General features: G+C 60.6%; 16 protein-coding genes. 7 read left to right on the top strand and 9 right to left on the bottom strand.

The window, feature by feature from the left end:
* Nucleotides 1-4: 4 nt before the first annotated feature.
* Entirely contained in the window at nucleotides 5-1,057 is a 1,053-nt protein-coding gene (gene dctP / locus BM346_RS05875) for a TRAP transporter substrate-binding protein DctP (protein ID WP_092013376.1), read from the bottom strand.
* A gap of 205 nt (nucleotides 1,058-1,262) precedes the next feature.
* Nucleotides 1,263-1,652 carry a DUF4168 domain-containing protein gene (locus BM346_RS05870; protein WP_092009724.1) on the bottom strand — a complete coding sequence of 130 codons (390 nt, stop codon included), beginning with the start codon at nucleotides 1,650-1,652 and terminating at the stop codon, nucleotides 1,263-1,265.
* Between the two features lie 273 nt (nucleotides 1,653-1,925).
* On the opposite strand from BM346_RS05870, the gene BM346_RS05865 reads away from it, so the two are divergent.
* The 4 genes from BM346_RS05865 to BM346_RS05850 all read left to right on the top strand — a co-directional run bounded on the left by BM346_RS05865 (nucleotide 1,926) and on the right by BM346_RS05850 (nucleotide 4,962).
* Nucleotides 1,926-2,840 carry a DMT family transporter gene (locus BM346_RS05865; protein WP_092009722.1) on the top strand — a complete coding sequence of 305 codons (915 nt, stop codon included), beginning with the start codon at nucleotides 1,926-1,928 and terminating at the stop codon, nucleotides 2,838-2,840.
* Nucleotides 2,833-3,147, top strand: a complete 315-nt coding sequence (locus BM346_RS05860; protein WP_092009720.1) for a GIY-YIG nuclease family protein — start codon at nucleotides 2,833-2,835, stop codon at nucleotides 3,145-3,147. Before BM346_RS05865 ends, BM346_RS05860 begins: the two co-directional genes overlap by 8 nt.
* Before the next feature lie 100 nt (nucleotides 3,148-3,247).
* Nucleotides 3,248-4,306, top strand: coding sequence for an alpha/beta hydrolase (locus BM346_RS05855; protein WP_092009718.1), 1,059 nt, complete (start codon nucleotides 3,248-3,250; stop codon nucleotides 4,304-4,306).
* Nucleotides 4,303-4,962, top strand: coding sequence for an OmpA family protein (locus tag BM346_RS05850; protein ID WP_092009716.1), 660 nt, complete (start codon nucleotides 4,303-4,305; stop codon nucleotides 4,960-4,962). Before BM346_RS05855 ends, BM346_RS05850 begins: the two co-directional genes overlap by 4 nt.
* Before the next feature lie 107 nt (nucleotides 4,963-5,069).
* Here the strand turns inward: BM346_RS05850 and BM346_RS05845 are convergent, their stop codons facing one another.
* Both BM346_RS05845 and serA read right to left on the bottom strand, forming a co-directional pair.
* Nucleotides 5,070-5,369, bottom strand: coding sequence for a hypothetical protein (locus BM346_RS05845; RefSeq protein WP_092009714.1), 300 nt, complete (start codon nucleotides 5,367-5,369; stop codon nucleotides 5,070-5,072).
* A gap of 189 nt (nucleotides 5,370-5,558) precedes the next feature.
* Nucleotides 5,559-6,788, bottom strand: coding sequence for a phosphoglycerate dehydrogenase (gene serA, locus BM346_RS05840; protein ID WP_092009712.1), 1,230 nt, complete (start codon nucleotides 6,786-6,788; stop codon nucleotides 5,559-5,561).
* 225 nt (nucleotides 6,789-7,013) lie between these two features.
* On the opposite strand from serA, the gene BM346_RS05835 reads away from it, so the two are divergent.
* From BM346_RS05835 to BM346_RS05825, 3 genes are all read left to right on the top strand, one after another.
* Complete coding sequence (locus BM346_RS05835; protein ID WP_092009710.1) at nucleotides 7,014-8,408, top strand: FAD-binding oxidoreductase; 1,395 nt, start codon at nucleotides 7,014-7,016, stop codon at nucleotides 8,406-8,408.
* Between the two features lie 29 nt (nucleotides 8,409-8,437).
* Nucleotides 8,438-9,124: an SIR2 family NAD-dependent protein deacylase gene (locus tag BM346_RS05830; protein WP_092009708.1), complete on the top strand. Its 687-nt coding sequence runs from the start codon at nucleotides 8,438-8,440 to the stop codon at nucleotides 9,122-9,124.
* A gap of 117 nt (nucleotides 9,125-9,241) precedes the next feature.
* A complete protein-coding gene (locus BM346_RS05825) occupies nucleotides 9,242-9,778 on the top strand; it encodes a hypothetical protein (protein WP_092009706.1) in 537 nt (178 codons plus the stop codon).
* On the opposite strand, the gene BM346_RS05820 is transcribed toward BM346_RS05825, so the two are convergent.
* The 5 genes from BM346_RS05820 to BM346_RS05800 form a co-directional block, all read right to left on the bottom strand.
* Nucleotides 9,770-11,095 (bottom strand): ABC1 kinase family protein, encoded by a 1,326-nt coding sequence (locus tag BM346_RS05820; RefSeq protein WP_092009704.1) that lies wholly within the window; start codon nucleotides 11,093-11,095, stop codon nucleotides 9,770-9,772. The two genes, BM346_RS05825 and BM346_RS05820, sit on opposite strands and share 9 nt — an antisense overlap.
* 50 nt (nucleotides 11,096-11,145) lie before the next feature.
* Nucleotides 11,146-11,808 (bottom strand): fumarylacetoacetate hydrolase family protein, encoded by a 663-nt coding sequence (locus BM346_RS05815; protein WP_092009702.1) that lies wholly within the window; start codon nucleotides 11,806-11,808, stop codon nucleotides 11,146-11,148.
* Nucleotides 11,809-11,850: 42 nt separating this feature from the next.
* Nucleotides 11,851-12,393, bottom strand: a complete 543-nt coding sequence (locus BM346_RS05810; RefSeq protein WP_092009701.1) for an adenine phosphoribosyltransferase — start codon at nucleotides 12,391-12,393, stop codon at nucleotides 11,851-11,853.
* A gap of 18 nt (nucleotides 12,394-12,411) precedes the next feature.
* Entirely contained in the window at nucleotides 12,412-13,707 is a 1,296-nt protein-coding gene (locus BM346_RS05805) for an NCS2 family permease (protein ID WP_092009699.1), read from the bottom strand.
* A 77-nt stretch (nucleotides 13,708-13,784) separates the two neighbouring features.
* Nucleotides 13,785-14,399 carry a trimeric intracellular cation channel family protein gene (locus BM346_RS05800; RefSeq protein ID WP_092009697.1) on the bottom strand — a complete coding sequence of 205 codons (615 nt, stop codon included), beginning with the start codon at nucleotides 14,397-14,399 and terminating at the stop codon, nucleotides 13,785-13,787.
* Nucleotides 14,400-14,556: the final 157 nt, after the last annotated feature.

Here is a 14,556-nt window from a genome sequence, read left to right as displayed (position 1 = left end):
GAGACTATCCGTCGGCCCGGCTGAGGGTCAGGATCCGGTCGAGAATCTCATCGCCCCTGTCGCCGGCCAGTTCACGGTATCGGTCGCGGACCGGGAGGCTTGCTTCGCGAAAACGGGCCCGCTCTGATTCGTCGAGCACTTCGATCCGGGTGCCACCCGTTTCCCGTATCAGCTCCAGACGGCTGGCGTTGTACTTCCTCTGCACCTCATCGATAAACCGGGGCATGCCCTCCCGGGCCTCTTCCAGCCAGCGTCTGTGCCTGTCATCCAGTCCCTCGTACCATTCCGCGTTACCCACAACCGTGGCGACGAAGCGGATAGCGCGGGGTTGAATCAGAACCGACTGCAGCTCGTGGAATTTCATTTCCTGGATGGCGAAAACCGGGTTGCTCTGGCCATCGATCTGTTGCTCCTGCAGCGCACTGTAGACCTCGCCATAGGGCAGCGGCACGGGCTCGGCTCCCCAGATTCCGAAAACCTCGGCATGAAGTGAGGCTGTCATGGTCCGCATGCGTACTCCCTGGAGGTCCTCGGGCAAACGCAGCGAACGGTCGGCGGTCCAGGCCATCCAGCCTTCAGGAACGCTCTCCAGCAACTGAAGGCCCTGTCGCTGCCAGGCTGACCGAAGCATCCCACTGAGCTCTTCGTCGGCCAGGACACTCAGGTTGGCCTCATCGTCGTCAGGGAACAGGTAGGGCAGCAGGAACACACCCGCCTCGGGGATGGTGCTGGCCAGGTGACCGGGAGCCGCGAATCCCAGCTGGACCCGGCCCTCCTGAATAAGGCCGGTCAGTTCGGGCGAGGTGCCAATGGAGCCATATGGATAGATTTCCACCTGGACCTCGCCGTCGGAAATCGCCTCGATGCGCCGGCGAAATTCCTGGGCCCAGGCATCCTGCACGCTGCCGGCGATTTCCTCGAGGGCGAATCGCCAGATCACCGGCTCCGGGTCGTCGCTGATCAGCTGGGATACGGGGTCGCCGCTATCACTGCAGGCTCCCAGCAACAGAGTGGCTGCCAGCAGTGGCGGGAATGCCCGGTGTGTCCTGGGATTCATCGTGTTGCGGTCTCCGCGGGAACTGGATTCCATCTGCTTTCGTGAAGATACATCGGTCTTTAGCCTAGACCAGATAGCGGGCGAACGGTAATGGGGCCGTTGCCCGGAGTGAACCCGGCCACGAAAAAACTCCGCCGGAGCGGGGTTGCAAGAGACACGAACGAAGCATGTGAAGTGTTGACGATCCGTTCACACTTCTGCTGGCTTACATCAGCGCATCAACCCGGTTACGTACCTTCGGTTCGCTGTTGTACGCGGTTGCGATGGCATTGTATGTGGGAATGTCCAGGCCTTCCTCCTCGATCACGGAAACCATCTCATCGTTGGCCTCCATCTGCAGTTCCTGGGCCTGCTTCTGGGAGTCAGCCTTCTCGATCTTCGCCATGTATTCTTCGCGAATCTCGTTAATTCCGGACTGGGCTTCCACGAACTGGCGCAGTTCCTGGTCGTTGAAGTTGGTCTTTGCTTCACCGGATGCGGCAGGGTCGCTGTAGCCGCTCTTGTCGGTCTGTTCGGGCTGGGACTGGGCGTAGAGAGTGGGGGCGCCGGCCAGCAGGGCCAGGGACATGGTGGCGCAGGTCATAAGCTTATTCATCTTGAGTCTCCTGTGTGTCGGCAAGAGTATTTCCGGTTGATGGGCCATGGTTCCGGCACTTGCTCACCGCTACCGTATCAACTGTTATTCGCAATAAAAACAGAAGTTTATGAATTCAGGGTGACAGTTCATCCATCTTGTCGGCCAGTGGCCGATAGTATTGCCTCGGTAGAGCGAGGCTTTCGTCCGGGCCGGCCGCTTCCACACCACCCTGCCGCAGGGCTACCATTGCGGCTTTGATTTGAACTGATACCGGTAGCCAGGAAGTCCATTATGAAAGATCAGCGCAAGGCCATGCTGGCCGGCCTGGGAGCCGTATTGCTCTGGTCCACCGTGGCCACCGCCTTCAAGCTGACCCTGAACCATTACACGCCGCTACAGATGCTGCTGGTGGCCTGCTCCGCCTCGGTGCTGGTGCTTGCCCTGATCCTCCGGGTTCAGGGGCGCCTCGGCCAGGTGGTCCGGCTCAAACCCGTTCAGTACGTCCAGTCACTGGGACTCGGGCTGATCAATCCCTGCCTCTACTACCTGCTCCTGTTCGGCGCCTTCGACCGCCTGCCTGCCCAGGAGGCCCAGCCCATCAATTACACCTGGGCACTGGTGCTGGCGTACCTGTCGGTGCCCTTTCTGGGCCATACCCTGAAAATGAAGGATATCCTGGCCGGTCTGGTGTGTTATTGCGGTGTGGTTGTGATCGCTACACGGGGGGATGTGACCGGGCTCAGCTTCTCCGACCCCCTGGGCGTGGCGCTGGCCATCGCCAGTACCCTCGTCTGGGCCAGTTACTGGATTCTCGCGACCCGGGACCGGCGGGATCCGGTGGTGGGCCTGTTCCTGAATTTCCTGTTCGCCCTGCCGGTGATCGCCATCCTTACCGGATGGCGGGACGGCTGGCCTGCGCTGGTAACCGAAGGTTTCCTGGGCGGGCTTTATGTCGGTGCCTTCGAGATGGGTGTTGCCTTTGTACTCTGGTCACGGGCCATGAAGCTGGCCACCAATACCTCCCGGGTGAGCAATCTTATTTTCATTTCACCGTTCCTCTCGCTGGTGTTCATCTACCTGATTCTCGGGGAGGTCATTCTGCCCTCCACCTGGGCCGGCCTGATCCTTATTGTTGGAGGGCTCTGGCTCCAGCAGCGGGACAGCCGCCGCCGGGAAGTGGTACCGACGGAGCCGGGTCATGGCTGAGTGGCACCTCTACATCATCCGCACCGCCAACGAGGCCTTCTATACCGGAGTGACAACGGATGTGGCCCGGCGCTTCGCGGAGCATCAGGCCAGCGGGCGGCTCTGTGCCCGCAGCCTCCGCGGAAGGGGGCCACTGACCCTGGTGTTCAGTCAGGCGGTGGGCAGTCGTTCCCGGGCGTTGAGCCTGGAATGGCACACCAAGCGTCTGTCCCGGCGGAAAAAAGAGGAACTCATTCGGGGTGAGCGTCGTCTTGAGGATGTGGGCCTGTCCCGTTCCGGGCCAGGTGAACCGGTAAATAATGGGTAAATAAGCCCGTCTGCGTCCGATGCCGGTAAACGCTGTGGTATTCTCCTGCAGGCGTTTCTGAGAGTTTTTGGTTCCCCTGCTAACAGGCGTTTAACGTTACGTGTACTGGAAAAAAGACAAAATAGGGCTCCCGGAGTGGGAGAGCGAATCGGTCCGGTCCGGCCTTGAGCCATTTGACCCGGAGGCCGGACAGGTGCCAGGCCCGGAAATGGAGGCCTATTGCCGGTTTTACGGCCTGGACCTCTGGGTGGAGTATCCTGACATCCGCTACACGGCGGGAACGGTCGGAGCCGGTGGCCACCAGGTGGCGGTCCACTACTTCCGTCAGCCTCCGCATGAGGACAGCAGGGGCACGGTTTTTGTTCTCCATGGCTACTTCGATCATGTCGGGCTTTACAGCCAGTTGATCGAGCGATGTCTGGGTGCCGGTTATGACGTCTTCACCTGGGACCAACCCGGGCATGGCCTGTCCAGTGGCACCCCGGCGGCCATCGGCAGCTTCATGGAGTACCAGGCGGTGCTGAGTGACCTCCTGGTCACGGCCCGGAAGCATACCCGAAGGCCCTGGTATGCGGTGGGTCAGAGTACCGGCGGCGGAATTCTCATTGACTATCTGCTCTCGAATCACCATACCCGGGAAACCTCGGCGTTCAGGGGGGTGGTGCTGCTGGCGCCACTGGTACGGCCCGCCGGATGGCTGGGAGCGCAGATTCTCCACAGCCTGATGAAGCCCTTCGTGCGGGGCTGGAAACGGGCGTTTTCCGAGAACAGTGCCAACGCCCGGTTTCTCCGTTTCCTGAAGGACCATGATCCGCTGCAGGCGAGGGCCGTACACGTGGACTGGGTGAACGCGCTGAGACACTGGGTGCCTCATATCGAATCCGCGCGCCCGGTGGATTTTTCGCTGACAGTGATCCAAGGTGAAAAGGACGGCACGGTCGACTGGCAGCACAACCTGAGAATCATAAGGAACAAGTTTTCGGCGGTGAAGGAGCTACGACTCCCCGAGGGTCGCCATCATCTGGTCAACGAAGCACAGGATCTGCAGGCAGTGGTCTTCAATGGCATCATTGATGCCTTTGAAAGAGTCCATCAAGAAACTGGCGTTGTTCCGCAACGCAGTATGGTTAACAAACGGGTACAGGAGACAAAACCGTGAAAAAACTATTTATCGTACTCTCGCTGGTCGCATTCGCTCTGGCGGGATGCAAAACCTACGATCCTTATACGGGCGAGGAAAAGACGTCCAGTGCCACCAAGGGCAGTATCATTGGTGCCATTGGTGGGGCGGCTGTCGGTGCGGCTACCTCAAGCAAGAGTGATCGTGGCAAGGGCGCTCTGATCGGCGCCGCCAGTGGTGCTGCCGTAGGCGGTGGTATCGGTTACTACATGGACCGCCAGGAAGCGCAGCTGCGTCGCAAACTGGAAGGGACCGGGGTCCGGGTTGTCAGAGAGGGTGACCGTATTGACCTGGTGATGCCGGGCAATATCACCTTCGATACCGACCAGTCCTCCATCAAGCCGTCCTTTACCGGTGTGCTTGAGTCAGTGGCGCTGGTGCTGAAGGAGTTCGACCAGACCCGCATCCGGATCGAGGGTCATACCGACAGCAGGGGCTCCGACAGCTACAACCAGCTGCTTTCCGAGCAGCGTGCAGGTTCCGTTCGCGACTTCCTGCTGAATCAGGGCATCGCCCCCGCCCGTACCAGCGCGGTTGGCTATGGTGAGCGACGTCCGGTCGCCACCAACGACACCGCAGTTGGCCGTGAGCAGAATCGCCGTGTTGAGCTGAAGCTGGTACCGATGCAGCAGTAATCTGTCTGAATCCGGACCAGAAAAAAGGCCTGCCGCTGATAGCGGCAGGCCTTTTTTATATCATTATGGTTCGTTTGTGGTTCGTGCTTCCATCAACACGATCGGTCTCAGGAGCCAGATTCCTTATTCCTGTTGCGGGCCAGCCAGCTCTCAACGTCATCTTTCATTTCGTCGGCGCGTTCCTCGCCGGCTTCCTGTAACTCCTGAAGCCGGGATTTCGCCTCCTTCACTTGCCTTTCAAGTCCCTGCAACTGCTGCGTGGCTTTCTGCTCGATCTCAGCCTCGGCCTGTTGGTCTTTGGCCTCCGCCTTCTTGGCTTCGGCATCGGCCCGGATCTGTTCGATCTTCTTGCTCCAGTATTCGGACTGTGTCTCGATCTTCTTCATAAGACTGTCTTTCAGCGACATCGTGAACTCCTGTTTTCCACTTGAGTGAATGATCAGTTCATCAGGAACCTGTATTAACTTATAGCAGGTATTTGGGTGCCAAAAAGGGATCTCAAGGGGCCGCCCCTGATAACGGCATCCGCAGGGTGCTGTTTGTGGGCATAAAAAAACCGGGGCAGGGCCCCGGTTCCAGACAGAGGTCATGGGACCTCAGAACAGTACGCGGCAGCGAATGGTGCCCTTGACCTTGCGCAGCTTTTCAAGGGCCAGTTCGCCGTAGGCCTTGTCCACGTCGATCACCACGTAGCCGATTTCCTCCTTGGTCTGGAGGTACTGGCCGCAGACGTTGATGCCGTTTTCGGAGAACACCTGGTTGATCTCGGACATCACCCCCGGCACGTTCTCGTGAATGTGCAGCAGGCGGTGCTGGTTCGGATGGGAGGGCAGGGCCACCTCCGGGAAGTTCACGGACGATACGGAGGTGCCATTGTCGCTGTACATGGCCAGCTTCTCCGCTACCTCCCGGCCAATGTTTTCCTGGGCCTCGATGGTGGAACCACCCACATGGGGGGTCAGGATCACATTGTCGAACTGCCGCAGTGGCGACACGAACTCCTCGTCGTTGGACTTGGGCTCCACCGGGAAGACGTCGATGGCCGCACCCAGAAGCTTGCCGCTGCTGAGGGCCTCGGCCAGGGCGTCGATATCCACCACGGTGCCCCGGGAGGCGTTCATCAGGATGCTGCCGGGCTTCATCTGGGCGAACTGATCGGGCCCGAACATGTACTTGGTGGCCGGGGTTTCCGGCACGTGCAGGCTCACCACGTCAGCCATGTTGAGCAGCTCTTTGAGAGAGCCCACCTGCCTGGCGTTGCCGATGGACAGCTTGGAGACCACATCGTAGAAGTAAACGTCCATGCCCAGGGATTCGGCAAGCACCGAGAACTGGGTGCCGATGTTGCCGTAACCGATGATGCCCAGTTTCTTGCCCCGGATCTCATAGCTGTTCTTGGCGGACTTGAGCCATTCGCCGCGGTGGGCCTTGGCGTTCTTCTCCGGCACACCCCGCAGCAGAAGGATGGCCTGGGCCAGGACCAGCTCGGCGACACTGCGGGTGTTGGAAAAGGGTGCATTGAAGACGGCGACACCGCGACGGGTGGCCGCCTGGAGGTCAACCTGGTTGGTTCCGATGCAGAAACAGCCCACCGCCACCAGTTTCCTGGCGGCCTCGAATACCTTCCCGGTGAGCTGGGTGCGGGAGCGGATGCCGATGAAGTGAACGTCGGCGATCTTCTCGATCAGCTCTTCCTCTCCGAGGGAGTGGGTCAGGTACTCAATGTTGGTGTAACCCGCTGCATTGAGGTTATCCAGTGCAGACTGGTGAACCCCTTCCAGCAGCAGGATGCGGATCTTGCTCTTTTCAAGAGACGTTTCTGACATGGGTAAGCTTCCAGACCTTCTATTGCGTGGTACGAAGCACCGGATTATCCGGGCTCCCTGGACCAGAAAATACCTGTGGCCCTTGCCTTCCCTTGCAGGTACCTGGCGCGGGCTCACAGAATAGGGGCGGTATGATACCATAACGGCAGATTTTCACAGCCGGCCTGTTCACCTGAATCACCATGAATGCGTGCCGGGGTCAACATTCCGAGAGACTGCACACCCATGAATCCAGAACAGATCATCGCCACCCTGAGAACCCTGGTGGATGACGGCAGGGTTTTGACTGATCCGGCCGACCTTGAGGCCTACGGCAAGGACTGGACCAGGCAGTTCGCCCCAAGGCCGCTGGCCATTGTTTTGCCCAAGAGTACCGCCCAGGTGCAGGCGGTGGTGAAGTTCGCCAATGACAACCAGGTAGCCCTGGTGCCATCGGGCGGCAGGACGGGGCTGAGCGCCGGGGCCGTGGCGGCCAATGGCGAGGTAGTGATCGCGTTCGACAATATGAACCGGATCTTGGAATTCAGCCCCAGCGACCGCACCGTTCACTGCCAGGCTGGCGTCGTAACGGCGCAGCTTCAGGCTTTCGCCGAGGAAAATGGCCTTTATTATCCGGTGGACTTTGCCTCCGCCGGCTCCAGCCAGCTCGGTGGCAATCTCTCCACCAACGCCGGCGGTATCAAGGTGATCCGCTACGGCATGAGCCGGGACTGGGTCTCCGGACTGACGGTGGTTACCGGCAAGGGCGATGTGCTGGAGCTGAACCTGGACCTGGAGAAGAACAATACCGGTTACGACCTGCGCCACCTGTTTATCGGCGCCGAGGGTACCCTGGGCTTCATCACTGAAGCCACCATGAAGCTGACCCGCCAGCCCACCAATCTCACGGTCATGGTCCTGGGGCTTGCGGATCTCACCAACACCATGGATGTGTTGCAGACCTTCCAGAAACACATCGACCTGACTGCCTACGAGTTCTTCTCCCACCAGGCCATGCTGCATGTGCTGGCCCATGGCCTCGTGCAGGCGCCCTTCGACACCCAAGCGCCCTACTATGCGTTGCTGGAGTTCGAGGCGGTCTCCGATCAGGTCATGGACGAAGCCATGAACCTGTTCGAGCAATGCGTTGAAAATGGTTGGGTAGTGGACGGCGTGATCAGCCAGAGCGAGACCCAGGCGCGGAACCTGTGGCAGCTGCGGGAACGGATTTCCGAATCCATCGCGCCGCGCACGCCCTACAAGAATGACATCTCCGTGGTGGTATCGAAGGTGCCGCCGTTCCTGCGGGAGATCGAGGCGGTGGTCACCGAGCATTACCCGGATTTCGAGATCATCTGGTTCGGTCACATCGGTGATGGCAACCTGCACCTGAACATCCTCAAGCCTGAGGCCATGGCGAAGGAGGAGTTCTTCGACAAGTGCCAGCAGGTGAACACCTGGGTGTTCGATATTGTCCAGCGCCACCGGGGCAGCATTTCCGCCGAGCATGGCGTCGGCCTGGTGAAGAAGGGCTACCTGCAGTACACCCGCAGCCCGGCGGAGATCGATTATCTCAGAGGTATCAAGCAGGTGTTCGATCCCAATGGCGTGATGAACCCGGGCAAGATCTTCGACCTTTGACCGTGATTGTCCGAAAAGGGGGGAGTCTGATGAAAGACCATGTGGTTGTGCTGACCGGCGCCGGCATCAGCGCCGAAAGCGGCCTGTCCACCTTTCGCGACAGCGGCGGGCTGTGGGAGAAATACAGCATTGAGGAGGTGGCCACACCGGAGGCTTTTGTCCGCAACCCGGAGCTGGTGCTGGATTTCTACAACCAGCGACGGCGCCAGCTTGGTGATGTGCGCCCAAATCCGGCCCACTATGCCCTTGCGGAGCTGGAGCGGAATTACCGGGTCACGATCATCACCCAGAACGTGGATGACCTGCATGAGCGGGCGGGCTCCAGCGAGGTGGTGCACCTCCACGGTGAACTCGTCAAGGTCCGCAGTTCCGGGGAGCCGGATCTGGTCTATGAGCATGGCTACGGGGAAATCCATCTGGGGGATACCTGTGAGCAGGGCAGCCAGCTCCGCCCCCATGTGGTCTGGTTCGGCGAAGCGGTGCCGATGATCGAGACAGCCGCCGAGATCGTTCCCCAGGCAGACCATCTGCTGATCGTGGGGACCTCACTGCAGGTCTATCCGGCGGCGGGTCTGGTGGAACTGGTGGATTTCGACGTACCCATTACCGTCATTGACCCTGGCGAGGTACCGACCATGTCACGGGCACGGGTGATCCGCCAGCCCGCCAGCGTCGGCGTACCCGAATGGGTTGCCGCAATGACCTCCCCCCGCTGACTTCGTCCTTCGACTTCATGATTCGGGTTCTTCAGCTACACTGACGATGAACGCATTCGAAATGTCATCGTAAACGAAGGTGAGCGTATTTTTCAGCGAACCTTCAAGGAGGTAGCCATGAACAGCTCAGTGCCTTTCTCCGGCGAACGCCACGATCACAAGCTCGCGGCCAAATGCGACAGTGAGAAGCAGGCGAAAGAGCTCGCCGAGGCGCTCTGCGAGAACACCACCCTGTCTTCGGGCCAGGTTCATGTTGTCACGCCGGACCAGAGCAACCCCGGCGCGTCCCTGGAACCCGAGAACCGGGGCATCCGCCGTACGCTGGTCCGTTCCCTGGTCTGGATGACGGTCATCGGTGCGGTGGTCGGCTTCGTGCTCTACCTGATACTGGCGGCTGTTGGCGTCAATACGGTCTCGGACAACCCTTTCTTCTCTGGTGCCGCCATGCCGGCCTATGGCGCCATGATTGGCCTGATAGTTGGCGGTATCCTCGCTCTACGGCCGGATCACACCGCCTATGCGGCCAGCGCCGAGACATCCCTTCGGAAGGGGGACTACGTGGTGGCTATCCACGCCGCCGACAGCGAACAGCTGGACGCCGCCAAGCAGTTCCTTGAGGCCCGTGACGTCGAGACGACCGTCCGGTCACTCTGATCCGGTTTCATCATCCTTAAGATAATGCTCCAGCAGCGGCCCGAGGGCCGCCTGGACTCCCATCTGTTTCAGAATCCAGTAATGCCCCGCCACCATGCGGTCGATGAACATACTCTCCACCGCAGGCTGCAACCGGTCCAGATAGCGGAAGACGGTGTGGGTGTGGGCGGCAATCTGCCTGTGGATATCCGACGCGCCAAAATCGTAGGGTGTCTCGCCCGCGAAGGGAGGAATCAGAAGATTTCGCCACATGGCGTAGTAGTCGGCGTGGATGGGCGGCTTGGTCGCGACCCGGGCCCCCAGATCGATGAGATGCCGGTCGAGGGCCTCGTAGTCCTCCTCCAGCGTGGCAATCAGCGCCTGACGATAGCTTGCCACCACCGAGGGACGCAGCGACTTCACGCAGCCAAAGTCGTAAAGGACGATGATGCCGTCCGGCCGGAACGCAAAGTTACCGGCATGGGGGTCGCCATGGATGCACTGGAAGTCGAACAGTTCATCCGCCATGGTGATGAAGAGGCGCTCCCCCAGCAGGTTGATGGTGGCCTGGTCGTAGCGGTCGGGGTCATTGGCGACCTGCTGCAGATGATCCCCTTCCTCCAGTCCCATGGTCAGCACGTGGCGGGTGGAGTGACTGTCAATCACCTCCGGAATGCGAACCCAGGGGTGCTTCTCATGGTAGGCGCGAAAGCGACGGATGTTGCTGGCTTCGTTATTGTAATCCAGCTCCTCTTTCAGGCGGACGCGGATTTCCTCGAACAGGCGGTCGGCGCTTTCCCTGGGCATGCGCAGCAGGCCGCCGAATTTGAGGGTCATGCGCAGCTGCCTGAGATCCGAGTCGCAGGATTCATCAACCCCCGGATACTGGACCTTGACGATCACCTCGCGGCCATCTTTCAGCGTGGCCCGGTGGACCTGGCCGATGGAAGCGGCGGCGTAGGGCCGCTCCTGGAGGTCGGCGAACAAAGCGTCAACCGGCGCTCCCAGCTCCGCCTCCACCTGCTGACGGATGATCTCGAAGGGCATCGGCGGGGCTTCTTTCTGCAGACGCTGGAGGGCTTCGGAGAACTCCCTGGGCAGGAAGTCCTGGGTCTGGGACGCCACCTGGCCCACCTTCATGACCGCGCCCTTGAGCTCGCCGAGGGTGTCGACGATTTCGTCCGCCATGCGGGCGTACTGTTTGGAGCGCTGCTCCTCTGACTCGCGGCCGACAAGGCGCCGGGCCCGCTGGCCAGCGTATTGTCCGGCCACGGAAGCCGTCATGCCAGCCAGTTTGAGGAACCGCCCGCGCCGGGACGTAACAGGTTTCTTTGACATATCACCAATACGTATAGCGGGATCAGAATGACCTCCTGCCGGAGGAACTCTCACTGTACGCTGGTTTCCACCTCAAGCCCACCATCGAGACTCAGAAGCAGCTTCTGGCCCGACTCGAGAGCCCCGACGCCAGCCGGCGTACCGGTGAGCACCACGTCCCCGGGCCGGAGCGTGAAGGTCTCACTGATGTGGATGATCAGCGGCAGCACCGGCGTGATCATGTCGGCGGTGTTGCCTTTCTGGCGGAGTTCGCCGTCAATGGTCAGGGAGAAACCGGCACCGGCGATATCGCCAAAGTCAGACACAGGAACAAAGGAAGAAAGGGGGCAGGCGCCGTCGAAGGCCTTGGCCCTTTCCCAGGGGTGGCCGTCGGCCTTGAGCTGGGTCTGCAGATCCCGCAGGGTCAGGTCCAGGGCCAGGCCCACGCCTGCGATGGCCTCTTTGGCCTGGGTTCCGTTGGCCCTGGTCAGGGGTTTGCCGATCAGGATCGCGAGTTCGGTTTCGTAGTGGACCGGGCCGGTTCCTGAGGGCAGGAGCAGAGGGGCGTCCAGGGCCACCACCGAGGTGGCCGGTTTCATGAACAGCAGGGGCTGCGAGGGTACGGGGTTGTTCAGTTCCCGGGCATGGGCTACGTAGTTGCGACCGACACACACCACCTTGCCCACAGGCCAGTCGATGGTGGTGTCATTGTACCAGCGGTGTTGATAGGGCATGTCTGCGCTCCCGTGTCAGTTCCGGTTTTGGCGAGGAGGATCCTACTCGCCGTCAAACTGGCACACAGTATAGACGTTCAGGCCCTCCTCCCGGAGTTTGCTTGAACCGCCCAGGTCCGGCAGGTCGATCATGGCGGACACCTCGACGATCTCCGCCCCGATCTGGCGGATAAGCCGGCTGGCCGCCAGCATGGTGCCGCCGGTGGCGATCAGGTCGTCCACCAGGACCACCTTGTCGCCGGGACGGAAGGCGTCCTTGTGCAGCTCAACGGAAGCTGTACCGTATTCCAGCTCATAGTCCTCCACCAGCGTATCGAAGGGCAGCTTGCCCTTCTTGCGCACCAGCACCAGGCCGGCGTTCAGCTCGTAGGCCAGGGGCGAACCGATAATGAACCCGCGGGCATCAATGGCGGCAATGGCGTCGATCTTCTGGTCGTGGTAGCGGTGCACGAACGCATCCACTAGTTTCCGGAAGGCGGTCCGGTCCTGAAGGACGGTGGTGATGTCCCGAAACGCGACACCGGGTTTGGGCCAGTCCGGCACGGTGCGGATGGCTTTCTTGATGCTGTCGGCAAAGTAGTCCATAGGGGCTCCGGCGCCGGATCAGGCGTCGAGGAAGATGAATTTGAGAACGAAGACAATGGCGATGACCACCACGCTGATATTCAGGTCCGACCAGCGACCGCTCAGGGCCTTGAGTACCGCGTAAGTGACAAAGCCAATGGCAATGCCGTGAGCGATCGAGAAGGTCAGCGGCATCATCAGCGCGGTCACCACCGCGGGGGCGGCATCGGTGACGTCATCCCAGTCGATCAGCTTGAGGCCACTGGTCATCAGCACCGCGACATAGAGCAGCGCAGGGGCGGTGGCGTAGGGGGGAATCACCGCGGCGATCGGCGAGAACAGCAGGCAGGCCAGAAACAGCATTGCCACCACCACAGCAGTAAGGCCGGTGCGTCCGCCGGCGGTGATGCCCGCGGTGGACTCGATATAGCTGGTTGTGGTGGATGTGCCCATGGCGGCACCGGACATGGTGGCCACGGAATCGGACATCAGCGCCCGGCCCAGGCGAGGAAGCTTGCCGTCCTTGTCCAGAAGTCCGCCCCGCTGGGCGGCACCGATCAGGGTGCCGGAGGTATCGAAAAGGTCCACGAACAGGAAGGCGAAGACCACGGAAATCATGCCGACATTCAGGGCGCCGGCGACATCCATCTGCAGGAAGGTGGGTGCCACGCTCGGGGGCGCTGACACCAGTCCGTTGTATTCCACCATACCCAGGAGCATGGCGGTCACCGTAATCGCAAGGATGCCGATCATCACGGCGCCTGTCACGCGACGGAAGGAGAGGGCGCAGATCACCGCGAAACCGGCAAAGAACAGCAGGCTCTCGGCCGCCTTGATGTCACCCAGGCCCACCAGGGTCGCCGGGTGGTCCACCACGATGCCGGCGTTCTTGAAGGCAATCAGGGCAAGGAAGAAACCGATGCCGGCGGAGATGCCGAACCGTAACGACAGCGGAATGCTGTTGATGATCCATTCCCGCACCTTGAAAATGCTCAGCAGGAAGAACAGGAAGCCCGACAGGAACACGGCCCCCAGGGCAACCTGCCAGCTGTAACCCATGCTGCCTACGACAGTGAACGAGAAGAACGCGTTCAGGCCCATGCCGGGGGCCAGGGCGATAGGGTAGTTTGCCCACAGACCCATGATCAGGGTGCCGATGACCGCGGCGATACAGGTGGCCACGAACACCGCGCCAAAGTCCATGCCCGTCGCGGACAGGATGGACGGGTTGACCACCACGATGTAGGCCATGGTCAGGAAGGTGGTAATCCCCGCAATGACTTCGCGCCTGACGGTGGTGCCATGGGCCTGCAGTTGGAACAGTTTTTCAAGCATGGGAGGAGAGCCTCAATGCAGATGGGAATCGGGTGGCGTTAAAAAAGCGCAATCATACCTCAGGATGACGGCCCGGGTCAGCCGTGGTGGTCCCGCTGCAAACGGATATCGAAGCGAACGGCGGCCATCCTGGCGATAACGATGAACAGCAGGCCGATGGTCAGGGCAAGGGATTCACTGGCCAACAGCCATTGGCAGAGAAAATACAGCCAGCATCCAGCGAAGGAAATGGATGCATAAATCTGGTCCTTGCGGAAGATGAACGGAACCTCGTTACACAGGGTATCCCGCAGGGCGCCGCCGAAGGTGCCGGTCATGACGCCGAGCAACGAGGCAATGAACCAGGAGTGACCGAGATCCAGCGCCAGCTGGGCGCCAAGAATGGAAAATACCCCAAGGCCGATGGCGTCGGGAAACACGATGCGGGACTCGCGGATCCGGCCGGCGAGGCCGGAGTAACTGAACACCACCGCCATCGAAAGGATCAGGATGGGCTGTTCCTGGTGCTTGATCCAGTAGAGAGGGTGATTGTCCATCATCAGGTCGCGCAGGGTACCGCCGCCGAGGGCGGTGACAAAGCCGATGGTGAAGACCCCTACCGGGTCCATGTTTTTCTGTCGTGCCACGATCATCCCCGAAATGGCGAAGGCCACAACACCAATCATTTCCAGGATATAGATGATATCGGGCATGGCAGAAGATCCGGGCTCGGGCGGTCAGTCAGTGGCGTGGGGGTTCAGGAGCGCGAAGGATAGCCCATTTTGGTCCGGGGTTCATCCGCCGCAGGATGATCCAAAACGGGTTAAAAGGGGTATTTGACAGGGATCTCATCCAACGCTGTTCAGGAGA

It is taken from the genome of Marinobacter daqiaonensis (assembly GCF_900115285.1).
GTDB classification, from domain to species: Bacteria; Pseudomonadota; Gammaproteobacteria; order Pseudomonadales; family Oleiphilaceae; genus Marinobacter; species Marinobacter daqiaonensis.
This window is presented reverse-complemented; position numbering and strand designations above follow the sequence as displayed.